Consider the following 16,891-nt stretch of genomic DNA (forward strand, 5'->3'; position numbering starts at 1 on the left):
AGGCCTTCGGCGATGTCGAGTTTGTCGAGGGCAGCCTTGGCGCGCACGATCGCGGCGGAGTCGTTGGCGGTGACAGCGCGCGCTTCCACGGCGGCAGCAGCGCCGGCACCGTCGAGGCGGTCCATGTTGGCTTCGGTGGCGTGGCCGGCGTTGGCGCCTTTGGTGGCTACTTCGCCGTCTTCTTCTTTGTCGAATTCGTCCCAGCTCAGCATGACGTGTCGTCTCCTGCGTGAGGGCTCAAAGGTGCCCGTGTGAAACCGGATGGTTGGGTGTTCACACGGCCCAGAGGCCGCGGTGGATCTTAAGGAATCGTTTCTTGCAACAGCTCGCGCAGGCATTAAACGGAAATTGCGTTACGGGTGCTCTGCTTGAGGCTTGAGGGGCGGAGCGGTAGGTGTTTGCTCCAGCGGGGCCTCAGGTCTGGCTCTTCATCCCGGTGTAAAGGGATATTGCAGGCCCGATTTACCCGCGCATTATAGGGAAAAAAATGGGTTTGTGTTGTGGCGGATGGTCACGGATCGCAGACAAAAAGCCTGCTATTTGAGCCAGAGTGCGGGTTTATAAGGCTTTGCTGGGGTTGGATTTTTTTGACGGACGGCGGGAGGGATTCTGTAGGGCTGGCGGGGGAGGGCTTTATAGGGGGTGCATGGCTGAAATTGCCATCGCAGGCAAGCCAGCTCCCACAGGGGGGGGCGCGGTGTTTCTGTGGCGGGTTCTTTGCCGCAAGAACGATTTCTTGCGGCGAGTAGGGTCAGGTTTAACTTGCACTAACTAAGTTGTTATCCGTTAGAACAACCATTACCCATTACATGGTAATTAAGAATATGACGCTGACCTTGCGAATCTTCATATTCCATTTTCACCGGTACAACTTCGCAGACTTCGGGAATGCTGCTCATGGACAATACTTTCGCCACGTCCAGGTGGGTGCTGTAAGTGTAGTCTTCAACAATCGGCGCGTTGCGGCTAGCTACGTCAGTCGGGGCTTCGTCGGCCAGGGCGGCGGTGGCGCACAAGCTGCTGAGGGCCATAACTACTAGAGCTTTCATTTCTTTATTTACCTTATTCAGGGCGAAAGGGGTCACGGGGCCTTTGTGAGGCCGCGTGTGTAACTTAGGGTTGGTTGTTTCGGATTAACGTTGCCTTCGTGGGGGCTGTTACGGTGTTAATCACAGTGCCTGTGTTGGCGGAAGTGATTCTAGGCCTGCGGGTTATATTCATATACCCGTGCTTTTGATAAACACTGTTGGCGGTTTTTGTAACAATCCCGTGGTAAAGCTTTTTTCATCTGCGCGCAAAGCGCCACGGGCCGCGGGCCAGAGCCGCCCAAGCAGATAGCAGGGCAAAATGTAGGGGCTTGTTACTACCATCGTCGAATGGTTCTATGGGGCAGCCCCGGCTACAACAGGGCATACAAAAACAACTATTGTCACCGAGGTAAGAAAGATGAGTGCGGCTTCCCTGTACCCCGTTCGCCCCGAAGTAGCAGCCAACACGCTGACCGACGAGGCGACCTACAAGGCCATGTACCAGCAGTCGGTGGTCAACCCCGATGGCTTCTGGCGTGAGCAAGCCAAGCGCCTTGACTGGGTCAAGCCTTTCACCGCGGTGAAGCAGACCTCGTTCGACGATCACCATGTCGATATCAAGTGGTTTGCCGATGGCACCCTGAACGTTTCCTACAACTGCCTGGACCGTCACCTCGCCGAACGTGGCGACCAGGCAGCCATCATCTGGGAAGGCGATGACCCTTCCGAAAGCCGCACCATCACCTACCGCGAGCTGCATGAAGAAGTCTGCAAGTTCGCCAACGCCTTGCGCGGCCAGGATGTGCATCGCGGCGACGTGGTGACTATCTATATGCCGATGATCCCCGAAGCCGTGGTCGCCATGTTGGCGTGTACCCGCATCGGTGCGATTCACTCCGTGGTATTTGGCGGTTTCTCGCCGGAAGCCCTGGCCGGTCGCATCATCGACTGTAAGTCGAAGGTAGTGATCACCGCTGACGAAGGCATCCGCGCCGGTAAGAAGATTCCGTTGAAGGCCAACGTCGACGACGCCCTGACCAACCCGGAAACCAGCAGCATCCAGAAAGTCATCGTGTGCAAGCGCACCAATGGCGCGATCAAGTGGAACCAGCATCGCGACATCTGGTACGAAGACCTGATGAAAGTGGCCGGCACCGTTTGCGCGCCTAAAGAGATGGGCGCCGAAGAAGCCCTGTTCATCCTGTATACCTCCGGCTCCACCGGCAAGCCGAAGGGCGTGCAGCACACCACCGGCGGCTACCTGCTTTACGCGGCCCTGACCCACGAGCGCGTATTCGACTACCGCCCGGGCGAGATCTACTGGTGCACCGCCGACGTCGGCTGGGTCACCGGCCACACCTATATCGTCTACGGCCCGCTGGCCAATGGCGCGACCACGCTGCTGTTCGAAGGCGTGCCGAACTACCCGGACATCACCCGCGTAGGCAAGATCGTCGACAAGCACAAGGTCAATATCCTCTACACCGCACCGACCGCGATCCGCGCAATGATGGCTTCCGGCACCGCCGCCTGCGAAGGCGTGGACGGCAGCAGCTTGCGCCTGCTGGGTTCGGTGGGTGAGCCGATCAACCCGGAAGCGTGGGACTGGTACTACAAGAACGTCGGCCAATCCCGTTGCCCGATCGTTGACACCTGGTGGCAGACCGAGACCGGCGCCACCCTGATGAGCCCGCTACCGGGCGCCCATGCGCTCAAGCCGGGTTCGGCGGCGCGGCCGTTCTTTGGCGTGGTGCCAGCACTGGTGGACAACCTGGGCAACATCATCGAAGGCGCCGCCGAAGGCAACCTGGTGATTCTCGACTCGTGGCCGGGCCAGGCGCGCACCCTGTACGGCGACCATGACCGGTTTGTCGATACCTACTTCAAGACCTTCCGTGGCATGTACTTCACGGGTGACGGCGCCCGTCGCGACGAAGACGGCTACTGGTGGATCACCGGGCGTGTGGATGACGTGTTGAACGTGTCCGGCCACCGCATGGGCACCGCCGAGATCGAAAGTGCCATGGTGGCTCACCCGAAAGTCGCCGAAGCGGCGGTGGTCGGTGTGCCGCATGACATCAAGGGCCAGGGCATCTATGTGTATGTCACCCTCAAGAATGGTGAAGAGCCGAACGAAGCGCTGCGCCTGGAGTTGAAAAACTGGGTGCGCAAGGAGATCGGGCCGATTGCTTCGCCGGACGTGATCCAGTGGGCGCCGGGCTTGCCGAAGACGCGGTCGGGGAAAATCATGCGGCGGATCCTGCGCAAGATTGCCACGGCTGAATATGACGGGCTGGGAGATATTTCCACCCTGGCGGACCCGGGCGTGGTGGCGCATCTGATTGAAACGCACAAGACCATGAACGTCGCTTAAGGCGCGATAGTCAAAAATAGCCCCATCCGGTGTAAGCCGGGTGGGGCTTTTTTGTGGGATCTCAACACCAATGGAGATCAACTGTGGGAGCTGGCTTGCCTGCGATAGCGGTGGGTCAGCTACACATCTGCCAGCTGAATGACCGCCATCGCAGGCAAGCCAGCTCCCACATGGGGATGCATTGCCCATCAATGCTGACGGTGCTCTGACAGATCCCTATAACCCCAACCCAATAAATATCGGTTTCTCTCGTAGGACATTTCTGAATGTTACCGCCCACCCTAAATGTGTAACCCAACGCCCAAACATGAGGCAATGTGCTACACCTGTGCCCCGAAAAGCCGCGTTTTAGACACCCCCGCAAATAAGATTAAACGCCAGACTTGCCGTGCTAGAAGGGTTTGCGAATAATAGGCCCGCAATTTGCAGCGTCTATAGGTTTAATGTCTTTTGCCTCTGCATAAAATCCAGGGGTTGTCAATGTGCTGAAACCGCTTTCTCAGTGCTTCTGTAAATTGTTGTCGCATTGAGGAAATATCGGCTTCCGGCCTGTCGTTAGAATGCCGATCACTCGCTCGTCGTCTCCGGTGTTGAATCGGTGTAGGACGCAGCACCGCAATTCGGTTTCCCTTATGTCGCATCGTGGGCCATGGCTCATACTGCTGTTTTGCCCCATACCGATGGAGTCCCAAGATGAAGAAACTCGTGCTGTTGGGCGCCCTGGCGCTGTCCGTGCTGTCCATGCAGGCTTTCGCTGAAGGCAAGCCTCTGAAAATTGGTATCGAAGCGGCTTACCCTCCGTTTGCCTCGAAGGCGCCGGATGGCAGCATCGTGGGTTTTGACTACGACATCGGCAACGCCCTGTGCGAAGAGATGAAGGTCAAGTGCACCTGGGTCGAGCAAGAATTCGACGGCCTGATCCCGGCACTCAAAGTGCGCAAGATCGACGCGATCCTGTCGTCCATGTCCATTACTGACGACCGCAAGAAGTCCGTGGACTTCACCAACCGCTACTACCTGAGCCCGGCGCGCCTGGTGATGAAGGAAGGCGTTGCGGTCAGCGACAGCCTGGTTGAGCTCAAAGACAAGAAGATCGGCGTGCAGCGCGGTTCGATCCACGATCGTTTTGCCAAGGAAGTGCTGGCTCCAAAAGGCGCCACCATCGTTCCTTACAGCACCCAGAACGAAATCTACCTGGACGTGGCTGCCGGTCGTCTTGACGGTACCGTGGCCGACGCCACCCTGCTGGAAGACGGTTTCCTGAAGACTGACGCCGGTAAAGGCTATGCATTCGTGGGCCCGTCCTTCACCGACGTCAAATACTTCGGCGAAGGCATTGGCATCGCGGTACGCAAAGGCGACAAGGAAAACCTGGACCGCATCAACGCTGCCATCGCCGCGATCCGTGCCAATGGCAAATACAAAGAAATCGAGAAAAAGTACTTCAACTTCGACATTTACGGGCCTGACGCCCAGTAAATCGTCCTAGCTGTCTGTCCGAAATGGCGCAAGCAACAGAATTCCTGCGGTTTGCGCCATTTTTTCATCCCCCTTTTCGAGGACCTGAATCATGTTGAAAGGCTACGGGGCCGTCATCCTCGATGGCGCATGGTTGACGCTTCAGCTCGCCTTGTCGTCCATGGCCTTGGCCATTGTTCTGGGTCTGATCGGGGTCGCGTTACGCCTGTCGCCGGTGCGCTGGTTGGCCTGGCTGGGTGACTTGTACTCCACGGTGATCCGCGGGATCCCTGACCTGGTGCTGATCCTGCTGATTTTCTACGGCGGCCAGGACCTGCTCAACCGCGTCGCGCCGATGCTGGGCTACGACGACTATATTGACTTGAACCCCTTGGCCGCCGGTATCGGCACCCTGGGTTTCATCTTTGGCGCCTACCTCTCGGAAACCTTCCGTGGCGCCTTCATGGCCATTCCCAAGGGCCAGGCCGAGGCCGGCCTTGCGTATGGCATGAGCAGTTTCCAGGTGTTTTTCCGGGTGATGGTGCCGCAGATGATCCGCCTGGCGATCCCTGGTTTCACCAACAACTGGCTGGTACTGACCAAGGCCACCGCGCTGATCTCGGTGGTGGGTTTGCAAGACATGATGTTCAAGGCCAAGCAGGCGGCAGACGCCACCCGCGAGCCTTTTACCTTCTTCCTCGCAGTGGCGGCGATGTACCTGGTGATCACCAGTGTGTCGTTGCTGGCCTTGCGTCACCTTGAGAAGCGCTACTCGGTAGGCGTAAGGGCGGCTGATCTATGATCTTCGACTACAACGTCATCTGGGAGGCCATGCCGCTGTACCTTGGCGGCCTGCTGACCACCCTGAAACTGCTCGCCATCTCGCTGTTCTTCGGCCTGCTCGCCGCCTTGCCCCTGGGCTTGATGCGGGTGTCCAAGCAGCCGGTGGTCAACGGCGCAGCCTGGCTGTTTACCTACGTGATCCGCGGTACGCCGATGCTGGTGCAGCTGTTCCTGATCTACTACGGCCTGGCCCAGTTCGAAGCGGTACGCGAAAGCTTCCTGTGGCCGCTGCTGTCCAGTGCCACCTTCTGCGCGTGCCTGGCGTTTGCGATCAACACCAGCGCCTACACCGCCGAAATCATCGCCGGCAGCCTCAAGGCCACGCCCAATGGCGAAATCGAAGCGGCCAAGGCCATGGGCATGTCGCGCTACAAGCTGTACCGCCGCATCCTGCTGCCGTCGGCCCTTCGCCGCGCGCTGCCGCAGTACAGCAACGAAGTGATCATGATGTTGCAGACCACCAGCCTGGCCTCCATCGTCACCCTGATCGACATCACCGGTGCCGCACGCACGGTGAACGCCCAGTTCTACCTGCCGTTCGAAGCCTACATCACCGCCGGCGTGTTCTACCTGTGCCTGACCTTTATCCTGGTGCGCCTGTTCAAGTTGGCCGAGCGCCGCTGGCTGAGCTACCTGGCTCCACGGAAGCATTGAGATGGAACGTATCGATCATCTGTTGCCCTGGGGCCACCTGGGCTGCGAGCGCCAGCTGAGCGTGTTCCGCTTCGGCAAGGGCGAGCGCAAGGCCTATATCCAGGCCAGCCTGCACGCCGATGAATTGCCCGGCATGCGTGCCGCCTGGGAGCTGAAAAAACGCCTCACCGAACTGGAACAGCAAGGCGCCCTCAACGGCGTGATCGAGCTGGTGCCAGTGGCCAACCCGATGGGCCTTGGCCAGTTGCTGCAAGGCAGCCATCAGGGGCGTTTCGAGGTGGGTAGCGGCAAGAATTTCAACCGCGATTTTGCGGAGTTGAGCGAACCGGTTGCGGCGCTGCTCGACGGCAAGCTCGGCGATGATCCCCGCGCCAATGTGCGATTGATCCGTCAGGCGATGCAGGATGCACTGCACGCGTTGCCTGCGCCAAGCAGCCAACTGCAAGGCATGCAGCGCCTCTTGCTGAGCCATGCCTGCACTGCCGATGTGGTGCTCGACCTGCATTGTGACTGCGAAGCCGCGCTGCATATGTACGCGCTGCCGCAGCACTGGCCGCAGTGGCGCTCACTCGCGGCGCATTTGAATGTGAAAGTCGGCCTGCTGGCGGAGGACTCCGGCGGCAGTTCGTTTGATGAAGCGTGCTCGACGCCTTGGTTGCGTTTGTCCGGCTTGTTCCCGGACGCACAGATCCCGTTGGCGTGCATGGCCACTACCCTGGAATTGGGCGGGCAATCTGACACGGGGCGGGATGCCGCGATCTTCCACGCCGAAGGCATCCTGGCCTTTCTCGCCGAACAAGGCTTGATCAAGGGCGATTGGCCCGCGCCGCAGCACGAGCCGTGCGAGGGCATGCCATTCGAGGGCACGGAAATGCTGTATGCGCCCCATGCCGGTGTTATCAGTTTCCTGCGCTCGCCGGGCTGTTGGGTTGAAGCGGGCGAACCGATTTTTGAAGTGATTGATCCCTTGTCCGATCAGGTCAGCATTGTCTGCGCCAGCACGGCCGGGGTGTTGTTTGCCGTCGAACGGCTGCGCTATGCCCAAGCAGGTTTTTGGCTGGCCAAGGTGGCGGGGCGTGAAGTCCTGCGCCATGGCAATTTGCTGAATGACTGACCCACTGTTTTTGTGAGAACCGACCGCATGTACAAACTTGAAGTCCAAGACCTGCATAAACGCTATGGCAGTCATGAAGTGCTCAAAGGCGTGTCCCTGGCCGCCGCAGCCGGTGATGTGATCAGCATCATCGGCTCCAGCGGTTCGGGCAAAAGTACCTTTTTGCGCTGCATCAACCTGCTGGAGCAACCCCACGCCGGCAAGATCCTGCTGAACAACGAAGAGCTGAAACTGGTGGCCAACAAGGACGGCGCCATGAAGGCCGCCGACCCTAAACAGCTGCAACGCATGCGTTCGCGCCTGTCCATGGTGTTCCAGCATTTCAACCTGTGGTCGCATATGACCGCGTTGGAAAACGTGATGGAAGCGCCGGTGCACGTGCTGGGCATGTCGAAAAAAGACGCCCGTGAAAAGGCCGAGCACTACCTGGCCAAAGTCGGCGTGGGTCATCGCAAGGATGCGTTCCCCGGGCATATGTCCGGTGGCGAGCAGCAGCGCGTGGCGATTGCCCGTGCCCTGGCGATGGAACCGGAAGTGATGCTGTTTGACGAACCCACCTCGGCCCTCGACCCCGAACTGGTCGGCGAAGTGCTCAAGGTGATGCAGGACCTGGCCCAGGAAGGCCGCACCATGGTGGTGGTGACCCACGAAATGGGCTTTGCCCGCGAAGTGTCGAACCAGTTGGTGTTCTTGCACAAAGGCATCGTCGAAGAGCGCGGCAACCCGCGTGAAGTGCTGGTGAACCCGCAGTCCGAGCGTTTGCAGCAGTTCTTGTCCGGTAGCTTGAAATAATCAGGGCTGCTTTTGTGCACTGAATTAGTGCATGCTTTGTAGCCTGAAAGCTGGCCTCGATCCCTGTGGGAGCTGGCTTGCCTGCGATGGCGGTGTGTCAGAAACAAATGTGCCAACTGACCCACCGCTATCGCAGGCAAGCCAGCTCCCACATTTGGAAACTCATCAGCTTTTAAGATTTGTGTTGGTTTACGGGCTAGCATTAGCCCCTGTCTTCATTACCGTTACTGGCTTCGGATAGCACTCCATGACCGCCCATAAAATTGGTTTCCTGATTTGGCCCAGCACAAAAGCACTCACGCTTGCGCTGGCTGAGGAGGCCTTGCGCGTTGCTCAGCGGGTGCATCCGGATGTGGTCTACGAGCTGTCGTTCCTGCTCGCCGAGCCGTCCATCGAGGGCGCATGGCAACTGCCGGGCGAGCCGTGGGCCGGCAAGCTGGAAGGCTTCCAGAAACTGTTCCTGCTGGCGGACGAGCCCCCGGCTGCCATCGCTTCCCAGCTCAGCGCTGCCCTCAAGCAACTGGTGCGGGCGGGCTGTGTGATCGGCGGTTTGTCGGCCGGTGTCTACCCGCTGGCCCAGCTCGGCCTGCTGGACGGCTACCGCGCCGCCGTGCACTGGCGCTGGCAGGACGATTTTGCCGAGCGCTTCCCCAAGGTCATCGCCACCAGCCATCTGTTCGATTGGGACCGCGACCGCCTCACCGCCTGCGGTGGCATGTCGGTACTCGACCTGCTGCTGGCCGTGCTGGCCCGTGACCACGGCGCCGAGCTGGCCGGTGCGGTCTCCGAGGAGCTGGTGGTGGAACGCATCCGCGAAGGCGGCGAGCGCCAGCGCATTCCCCTGCAAAACCGCCTGGGCTCCAGCCATCCGAAGCTGACCCAGGCCGTTCTGTTGATGGAAGCGAATATCGAAGAGCCGCTGACCACCGACGAAATCGCCCAGCACGTCTGTGTGTCGCGACGACAACTCGAACGCATCTTCAAGCAGTATCTCAATCGCGTCCCCAGCCAGTACTACCTGGAACTGCGCCTGAACAAGGCGCGCCAGATGCTGATGCAAACCAGCAAGTCGATTATCCAGATCGGCCTGTCGTGCGGCTTCTCTTCGGGGCCGCACTTCTCCAGCGCCTACCGCAATTTCTTCGGCGCCACCCCCCGTGAAGACCGCAACCAGCGACGCAGCAGCAGCCCGTTCGAATTGTCATCGGTGCCGGCTGAGCGAGGCTAGGCGTTATTCCTCCAGCGCTTCCTCCGGCAGTGGCGCCAGCGTGACGCCGGTGCCGTTCACGGTGACCTGCGGAATCTGGAAGAAAACCCCGGTGTGCAGGTAGTGCTCGCGCATACGCCTGAGGCTTTCCTGTGACCAGGGGTTGCCCCTGAAATCACTGTCGTCGTCGAATACCTGATGCATTGCCAGAAAATCGTCAGGAAGGTCGTGCAGCTGGTTATTGCTCAAGTCCAGCGTCTGCAAATCACTCAGTTGGAACACCCCGGCGGGCAGGGCATTGATCTGCGTGTTGGGCAGGTGCAGTGAGCTCAATTGGTGCAGGCGGCTCACGTCCGGCGCGTTACCCAGCGGGTTGTTGCTCAAGTCCAGGTATTCAAGGGTGCTGAGGTCGCCTACCGCGAGGGCTGTGGCGGGGGTCAGTCGTATCTCGCAGTGGGACAGATCAAGACTGGTCAGGTTGTGCAGCGAGAATACCGCCGGCGGTATCGCGTCGAGTGTGCAATGGCTGACGATCAGGGTTTGCAGGGCCGGGAAGGCTTTGAGCGTGCCGTCGATTTCGGTGAGGGTGAAGGCGCCTCGCAGGTCGAACGCGGTCACATGATTCATGCGCGTGCTCAGCGTCGGCAGTGCGCCGATGATGGGCGTGTTGAGTACCACTCGGTGGGTGGTTCGCTCATCCAGGCTTTCGTCATCGATCGGGCTTTCCCGGCGCCAGGCTTCCTCGAACCTGCGCTTGACGTGGCGACGCCTGAGTTCCTCTTCGACGCGCAGAAAGTCCTCCAGTGGACCGCCCACCAACGGGTGTTCCGTGGGGATATCGTCTGCCCAGCGTTGCAGGTCGGCGACCAGTTGCTGGTAGTCGGCTTCCAGGGTACTGAGCGCGTTATCAGTATTGTCCAGCCCGCCGGGAAGCCCGAAGATCAGGCGGTTTATCTCGTCTTCGTGCATTTTTGGGTAGAGCCGCCGGGCCCAGTCGCGCTGCTCGGTGGGCGCCTGGATGTTGAAACACTCCTCGGTGCGCTGGCAGTAGCGCTTGACCTGTTCCAGCGCTTCACGCGACAGCGGGTTGGCCGACAGGTAGAACCCACGTCCGACATGAGCAGGCAGTGCAAACAGCTCGGCAGGCAAATGCGCGATGTGGTTCTGGCTGAGGTTTACGTGCTCGCGGGGGACCTGAGCCAGCAGGCCAGGGGGGATTGCACCGAGCCCTGTGGCCCTCAAGTTCAGGGTGGACAGGTGGCTCAGTTGGCTGAAGTCCACGGGTTCGCCAAGCGGGTTGTCGCTCAAGTCCAGGTGTTTGAGCAGGGCCAGGCGCGCCAGGCTCGTGCGACTGCGTGTCGAAAGGCGCAGAGCGCAGCCCTCCAGGTCCAGTAGCGTCAGCCTGGGCAGGGAGAAGACGGCGCTGGGGATGTCGCCGAGTACCACGTGATTGAGGCTCAGGCCCAGCAACTCGGGGAAGCAGCCAAGAAACCCATCGACGTCGATGGGCGCGTTTTTGCCCTGAATCGTCAGCCCGTTGATGTGCTTGAACGACGCGCTCAACAACGGCAGTTCGCCAGCCAGGCTTGCGGGGATCACCAGCGAGTGGCGTTGCCGGGTGCCTGCCGCCATCTCTTGGCGCCAGCTGCGTTCCAGCAACAGGCGCAGCGCGATTCGCCGTGCAAACTCTTGCGGGCTGGTACCGGGGGCCTGCTCCCATTCCATGAGCTGTTGTTGCAAGGTTGTCAGCTCCGCAGTCCTGCGCGCCAACTCGACCTGGCCGGCTTCAAGCGTGCCGGGCAGGTCGTAGATCAGTTGATTGAGTTCCACGATCGTCAGGCTTGGGTACAACCGGCGCGCATCGCGTAAATCGCTGTGGAAGGCGTCGGCGCCGAAGGTGAGGCCATGGCGCTGGTAGTAGGCCTTGATCTGCGCCACCGTCGCTTGCGACAGCGGGTTGTGGCTGAAGTAAAAACTGTCGCTCCTGCGTGGGGGCAATTCAAACAACTCGGCCGGCAGCGTGCGGATGCGGTTGTTGTTGAACAACGCCACTTGCAGTTCCAGACAACTTAACAAGCCATCTGGCAAGTGCTCGATCAAGGTATGCGACAAATCGAGGTGAATCAGGTTGGGTATGGCCGCGACGCTGGGGGGCAGGCCCAGGGGGTTGTCATGCAGGACCAGGGACTGAAGACGCCGTAACGCGGCAATCCGTGCCACGCTGATGGGGCTCAGGCGGATGTTGCAACTGCTCAGGCTCAGGGAGTTCAAGCGCGGCAGGTTGAACACGAAGTCCGGCACGCCACCAAGGTTGGCGCCTTTGACTGTCAGGTGCCGCAGTTGCTGGAAGCGCTCCAGAAACGCAAGCACGCCAGGGGTGTGTGCATGGGTGCTCAGCGTCAGCAGCGACACGTGGTCGAAATTTGCACTCAATTGCGGTAGTGCGCCGAGGGTGGGGTAATCCAGGCGCAGGCTGTAGCCATCGACGCTGGGGTCGTCAAAGTAGTCGTCGAGGTCTATTTCGCGGAGCCAGCAACGTCGCAACTCTCTGGCGATCATGCGGCGGTTCTGACGCTCGTCCCGCCGTTCGTCCGCCGTCAGCCGCTCACCGGTTTCGGGGTGCAGGGCGGGTGCTTGACGCCGCCAGGCCGCCAGGTCGTTCTCCAGTTGCTGGTACTCCTCGGCCAATGCCGCCAGCCCATTGGCGGCGCCGCCAGGCTGGGTGTGCAGGTGGGTAAGCAAATCGTTGATCTGGAGGGTGTTGAGCGCCGGGTACAGCGCCTGCGCGCGTTGTTCCAGGGTGCGCGCGGGGGCGGCCTGTACCGGATAGCCGGCGTCGCTTCCCAGCAGGCGCAAGGTTTCCTGGGTGGGTGGGTGGATCACGTGGGTGTCCAGCACCTGGCGCAATTCCTCCCGTGGCAGCGGGCGTTGCCGCAGCCGTTGGTGCAGGGCGGGGCCCTGGTTGACGCCAAAGCCGAGGGCATCGCGTTGGGTGTCGGGCAGGGCATTGAGAATGGCGGTGTACAGGTCGGTTTCGCCGGACAGCGGGCCTTGTTCATCGTGGGGTACATAGCGGCCGTCGGCAGTGCGCACCAGGCTGCGTAGCAGCGGCGTGTCGTCAGGGCCGACGCTCAGCCACAGTTGCCCCTGTGCGGTGAGGTGCCTGGCCTCGAGGCGCAAGTCGGGCGACCAGCCTGGCTGGATCTTCAGCGAGTTCAGCGCCAGCCGCTCGCTGTCGAGGTTGGGCGTCGCCGCCAGTGCCAGGCCTTCGTAGGCGCGGTTGATGCGCAACTCGGCCAGGGCGCCGCGGGCCAGATCTGCCAGACGCGGCGGTGTGCGTTGGTGGTCAAGTTCATCCCATTCGTTGGCGCTGGCGTGGTCCAGCAGGTGTGCGACGATGTTGCCCGGCAGCCCCGTGGCGCTCTTGCCCAGCTGTTGCGCGGCGGCGTCCGCCGTCACTTGCAGTTGGGCGTAGCGCGAGTCGAACAGTTCGCCGCGATGGGCCTCGGCCAGGCGCGCGAGCTTTTTGCGCAGTTGCTTGACGCGGTTGTCCAGGCTCAACTGCGGGTCGGCCGCGCGTTCGCCGAATTGGGTGCGGATCTCTTCCGGGCTCAGGGTTTGCAGCAGGGTCTTGAGCAGCTCGCCGTTATTCAGTTGCGCTTCGTGGATCTGCACCACGGGGCTGTCGGTATCGCCGAACTCCCAGGCCGTGTTGCCCGCGGCGTCGAGTATGCGCAGGCGTCGGGTCCGGGGCCAGTCGCCGTAGGTGGTGAGCAGTTGCAGCAGGTCTTGGGGGTCGATCTGTCGATGGGCCGCCGTATCGTCGCTGTTGAGGCGCTGGATCAGGGTGTGCAGGCTGCGGTCGATGCGCAGGCGTTTGAGGGTGTCGTCCAGCAGCGGCGGCACCGGTTCGCCCCGTACATGCATCTTGCGCAGGGCGTTGTCATCGACGCCGCTGATGTCTAGCGCCAACTCGCGATCGGCTGCGCTCAACTCGCTGACCTCATGGCCCAGGCGGCGCAACAGGGTTGGGCGGTCCCACTGCAGCGGGTTGTCCAATTCGGTATGCCAGGCACCGGCGCCGTTGTGTTGCAGGCGCGGAGTATAGGCTTCGGGGCGAGCCGGATGGGTGATCACATGGCGCTCGCCATCGGCCACGGATCGCACCGTGTACACCTGGCCCTCCAGAGGTAGAACCGGTTCGCCGCGAACCCGGTGCAGGCCCAGGGAATCGACGCCCAGGCGCGGTGGCAGGGGCATGTCGTGCCGGTAGGGGGCAAGGTCCGGTTTCCAGTAACGCTTGGCGCCATTGGCGAGGGTGACAGGCTTGAAGCGGTCGATAAACGCCAGCACTGCCTGCGGCAACACCTTGCGCAGTTCGGCGGCGCCGATGGTGCTGCCGGCGGCAAATGCGCCGAGTTGCACCAACGATTGCAGCACGCTCATCACGTGCCCGAAGGCTTCCTGGGACAGGCCTTCGGTCCAATCGACAATACCTTCGAAGACCTCATCGAGGAGTTGATAGGCCATGTAGCCGAGCATCAACTCCCCCAGGCCTGGAATAAACGGCGCGACGATCAGCAGCGCCGCGTTGAGAACCGAAGACGCTACATTGACGAACGAATCCCAGCGCGCCCAGCGGGCCTTGCGGTCAACCTCGGCGGTAGAGACCGCCTGAGTGCGTGCATCGTTGAGAATCCGGTTGAGCTTTTGCTGGTAGAGGTGCGTCCAGATATCGCCCGGGACCGGCGTGGCGACAAATTGCAGTTTGGGGTCGTCGGTCGGTTGCGTGCGCCAGGGTGCCAGGGTGCTGCCACGCTCGGGCGGGTGCCAGGTGATACGCGCCAGGCGTTGGCTCAGGTTGGCGAAAAATGCGCCACGGTGTTCGTGGCTGACAAACCGGCTGAAAAACGCCTGGTAGTCCTCCGCGCGCAGTTGCCGGGTCAGTTCTTGCTTGAATGCCAGCGGCGAGGCGTATTCCTTGAGCGGGTGCACGGGATCATCTGGCACGTAGGCCACCAGGCGCTGTACCGAGCGGCTCCGTTCCAGGTCGGGCGCCAACAGCAGGATGCCGCTGAGTGGTGCATCCATCAATTGCAGGTCATGGCATTGCAGTGCGAAGTCGCCGAGCTTCAGGCTGGCGCGTCCCTCTAGCAACCCTTCGACCTGTTGCGCGAAGTCGTCCTGAATTTCACCGCGGATCCGTGCCAGGTGCAGCGCGGCACGCAAAGCGGCTTTCTGGCTGGCCACTACCTTGTGCTGCAAAACCGCACCGGTCACCGGCTCGCGCAGACCCAGTTGCTCGCGTAAGTATTCTTGGTAGCGCGCGCCGATATCCAGTTCGCGGCACAGGCGCGTGAACGCGGCTATCGAGAGTTTTTCGCGCACCGCCGGCAGGGGCTCGAATTGGCCGCTGGCGGACGGGCGGGTGATGAAGGTCGAGTCGGGCTCGAACGCCGTCGCCAGGGTTTCGTCGTGTTCGAAGTTGTGCAGGGCGGCGTCCAGCAGCGACACGGTCCAGGTGCGCGCCGCGCCGGAGGGGATCGACAGCCAGGGCACGTTCAGCGGGATATACAGGCGCAGGTAAACGGCGGCGCTGTCCAGGTCCAGGCTGAATTGGGTCAGCAGTGCGTCTTCAAGCACCGTGCGCGCAAAGGCCTGGGGGCCTTGCACGTGTCGCAGGGCGTCGTCCACGGCATTCTGGGCGTTCCAGTGCACGCCGTTGAGGCGCTTGAGTTCGGCGTGTTGCGTGGCGCTTGCCTGGAACGGCTGCGGTTTGCTGCGGGACAGGGCTTGGCGCTTGGTGGTTGACGCCTGGCCCAGCCAGGCGGGAATACCGGTATACAGCGGCCGGTAATGGCTATCGGGTTGGTCGGAGGTGGGGGTGGCCATGAGCGGATCTCTGAAGGGCTGTAAAGCGCATCAGTAGATCAGCGCGTTTGAGCCGACCCGCTCTAGATAGTTAGTTTAAACTGCGCCATTGCGACGGTATTTGTCGCATTGGCGTAAACCCGCCAAAATCGCGGGTTGGCGCTATAAGAAGTTGTCGCTTGGCGGCAAGGCCGCGCTGAAAACTGTCCTTACAATCCCTGCATCGCCCGCCATGTCCAGGCAGGCGTTCCTCTTCAGGAGACTCCGATGTCCGTTGAGCAAGCCCCGGTGCAACGTGCCGATTTCGACCAGGTCATGGTTCCCAACTACGCACCTGCCGCATTCATCCCTGTGCGTGGCGAAGGTTCCCGCGTGTGGGACCAGGCGGGTCGCGAGCTGATCGACTTTGCCGGCGGCATCGCGGTCAACGTATTGGGCCACGCCCACCCGGCGCTGGTCGGTGCGTTGACCGAACAGGCCAACAAGCTGTGGCACGTGTCCAACGTCTTCACCAATGAGCCGGCCCTGCGCCTGGCCCACAAGCTGATCGACGCCACCTTTGCCGAGCGCGTGTTCTTCTGCAACTCCGGCGCCGAAGCCAACGAGGCCGCGTTCAAGCTGGCCCGTCGCGTCGCATTCGACCGTTTCGGCACTGAGAAGTACGAGATCATCGCCGCGCTGAACAGCTTCCACGGCCGTACCCTGTTCACCGTCAACGTCGGCGGCCAGTCCAAGTACTCCGATGGCTTCGGGCCGAAAATCACCGGCATCACCCACGTTCCTTATAACGACCTGGCTGCGCTGAAAGCCGCCGTGTCGGACAAGACCTGTGCCGTTGTATTGGAGCCGATCCAGGGCGAAGGCGGCGTACTGCCGGCCGAGCTGGCTTACCTGCAAGGCGCCCGCGAACTGTGCGACGCCCACGACGCGCTGTTGGTGTTCGACGAAGTACAAACCGGCATGGGCCGCAGCGGCAAGCTGTTCGCCTACCAGCATTACGGCGTGACGCCAGACATCCTCACCAGCGCCAAGAGCCTGGGCGGTGGTTTCCCGATCGCGGCGATGCTCACCACCGAAGCGCTGGCCAAGCACCTGGTGGTCGGCACCCACGGCACCACCTACGGCGGCAACCCGCTGGCGTGCGCAGTGGCCGAGGCGGTGATCGACGTGATCAACACCCCGCAAGTGCTGGCTGGCGTGAACGCCAAGCACGACCTGTTCAAGGCCCGCCTGGAGCAGATCGGCAAGCAGTACGGCATCTTCACCGAAGTGCGTGGCATGGGCCTGCTGCTCGGTTGCGTGCTGAGCGACGCGTTCAAAGGCAAGGCCAAGGACGTGTTCAACGCGGCCGAGAAAGAAAACCTGATGATCCTGCAAGCCGGCCCGGACGTGGTGCGTTTTGCGCCGAGCCTGGTGGTGGAAGACGCGGATATCACTGAAGGTCTGGATCGTTTTGAGCGTGCTGTGAAAGCCCTTACACAAATCTGATTGACCGGGCCGGATCAAGTGTGGGAGCGGGCTTGCCCGCGATAGCGGTGGATCAGTCACCT

The 16,891-nt window shown here is 61.3% G+C and carries 10 protein-coding genes and 1 pseudogene; 8 read left to right on the forward strand and 3 right to left on the reverse strand.

The window, feature by feature from the left end; genetic code table 11:
* Together B348_RS01000000129585 and B348_RS0100135 are read right to left on the reverse strand one after the other, a co-directional pair.
* A pseudogene (locus tag B348_RS01000000129585) lies at positions 1 to 212 on the reverse strand (ribonucleotide-diphosphate reductase subunit beta); the annotation flags it as partial.
* A 567-nt stretch (positions 213 to 779) separates the two neighbouring features.
* Positions 780 to 1,049, reverse strand: a complete 270-nt coding sequence (locus B348_RS0100135) for a DUF2790 domain-containing protein (RefSeq protein ID WP_026136438.1) — start codon at positions 1,047 to 1,049, stop codon at positions 780 to 782.
* A gap of 397 nt (positions 1,050 to 1,446) precedes the next feature.
* Between B348_RS0100135 and acs the strand changes: the two genes are divergently transcribed.
* From acs to argR, 7 genes are all read left to right on the forward strand, one after another.
* A complete protein-coding gene (gene acs / locus B348_RS0100140; RefSeq protein ID WP_017734150.1) occupies positions 1,447 to 3,402 on the forward strand; it encodes an acetate--CoA ligase in 1,956 nt (651 codons plus the stop codon).
* 693 nt (positions 3,403 to 4,095) lie between these two features.
* On the forward strand, positions 4,096 to 4,881 hold the full coding sequence (locus B348_RS0100145) for an ABC transporter substrate-binding protein (RefSeq protein WP_017734151.1): 786 nt from the start codon (positions 4,096 to 4,098) through the stop codon (positions 4,879 to 4,881).
* Between the two features lie 91 nt (positions 4,882 to 4,972).
* Entirely contained in the window at positions 4,973 to 5,662 is a 690-nt protein-coding gene (locus B348_RS0100150; protein ID WP_010208305.1) for an ABC transporter permease, read from the forward strand.
* Entirely contained in the window at positions 5,659 to 6,357 is a 699-nt protein-coding gene (locus B348_RS0100155) for an ABC transporter permease (RefSeq protein ID WP_017734152.1), read from the forward strand. The genes B348_RS0100150 and B348_RS0100155 overlap by 4 nt, the downstream gene beginning before the upstream one ends.
* A 1-nt stretch (position 6,358) precedes the next feature.
* Positions 6,359 to 7,471 (forward strand): succinylglutamate desuccinylase/aspartoacylase family protein, encoded by a 1,113-nt coding sequence (locus B348_RS0100160; protein WP_017734153.1) that lies wholly within the window; start codon positions 6,359 to 6,361, stop codon positions 7,469 to 7,471.
* Between the two features lie 27 nt (positions 7,472 to 7,498).
* Positions 7,499 to 8,263 carry an ABC transporter ATP-binding protein gene (locus tag B348_RS0100165; protein WP_003214336.1) on the forward strand — a complete coding sequence of 255 codons (765 nt, stop codon included), beginning with the start codon at positions 7,499 to 7,501 and terminating at the stop codon, positions 8,261 to 8,263.
* Positions 8,264 to 8,510: 247 nt separating this feature from the next.
* Complete coding sequence (gene argR, locus B348_RS0100170; RefSeq protein WP_017734154.1) at positions 8,511 to 9,491, forward strand: transcriptional regulator ArgR; 981 nt, start codon at positions 8,511 to 8,513, stop codon at positions 9,489 to 9,491.
* 3 nt (positions 9,492 to 9,494) lie between these two features.
* Here argR and B348_RS01000000129590 read toward each other — a convergent pair whose 3' ends face one another.
* On the reverse strand, positions 9,495 to 15,362 hold the full coding sequence (locus B348_RS01000000129590; RefSeq protein ID WP_017734155.1) for a dermonecrotic toxin domain-containing protein: 5,868 nt from the start codon (positions 15,360 to 15,362) through the stop codon (positions 9,495 to 9,497).
* 246 nt (positions 15,363 to 15,608) lie between these two features.
* On the opposite strand from B348_RS01000000129590, the gene B348_RS0100180 reads away from it, so the two are divergent.
* The gene (locus B348_RS0100180) at positions 15,609 to 16,829 is read left to right on the forward strand and encodes an aspartate aminotransferase family protein (protein ID WP_017734156.1); all 1,221 of its coding nucleotides are present in this window, start codon (positions 15,609 to 15,611) and stop codon (positions 16,827 to 16,829) included.
* Positions 16,830 to 16,891: the final 62 nt, after the last annotated feature.

It is taken from the genome of Pseudomonas sp. CBZ-4 (genome assembly GCF_000346755.1).
GTDB lineage: Bacteria > Pseudomonadota > Gammaproteobacteria > Pseudomonadales > Pseudomonadaceae > Aquipseudomonas.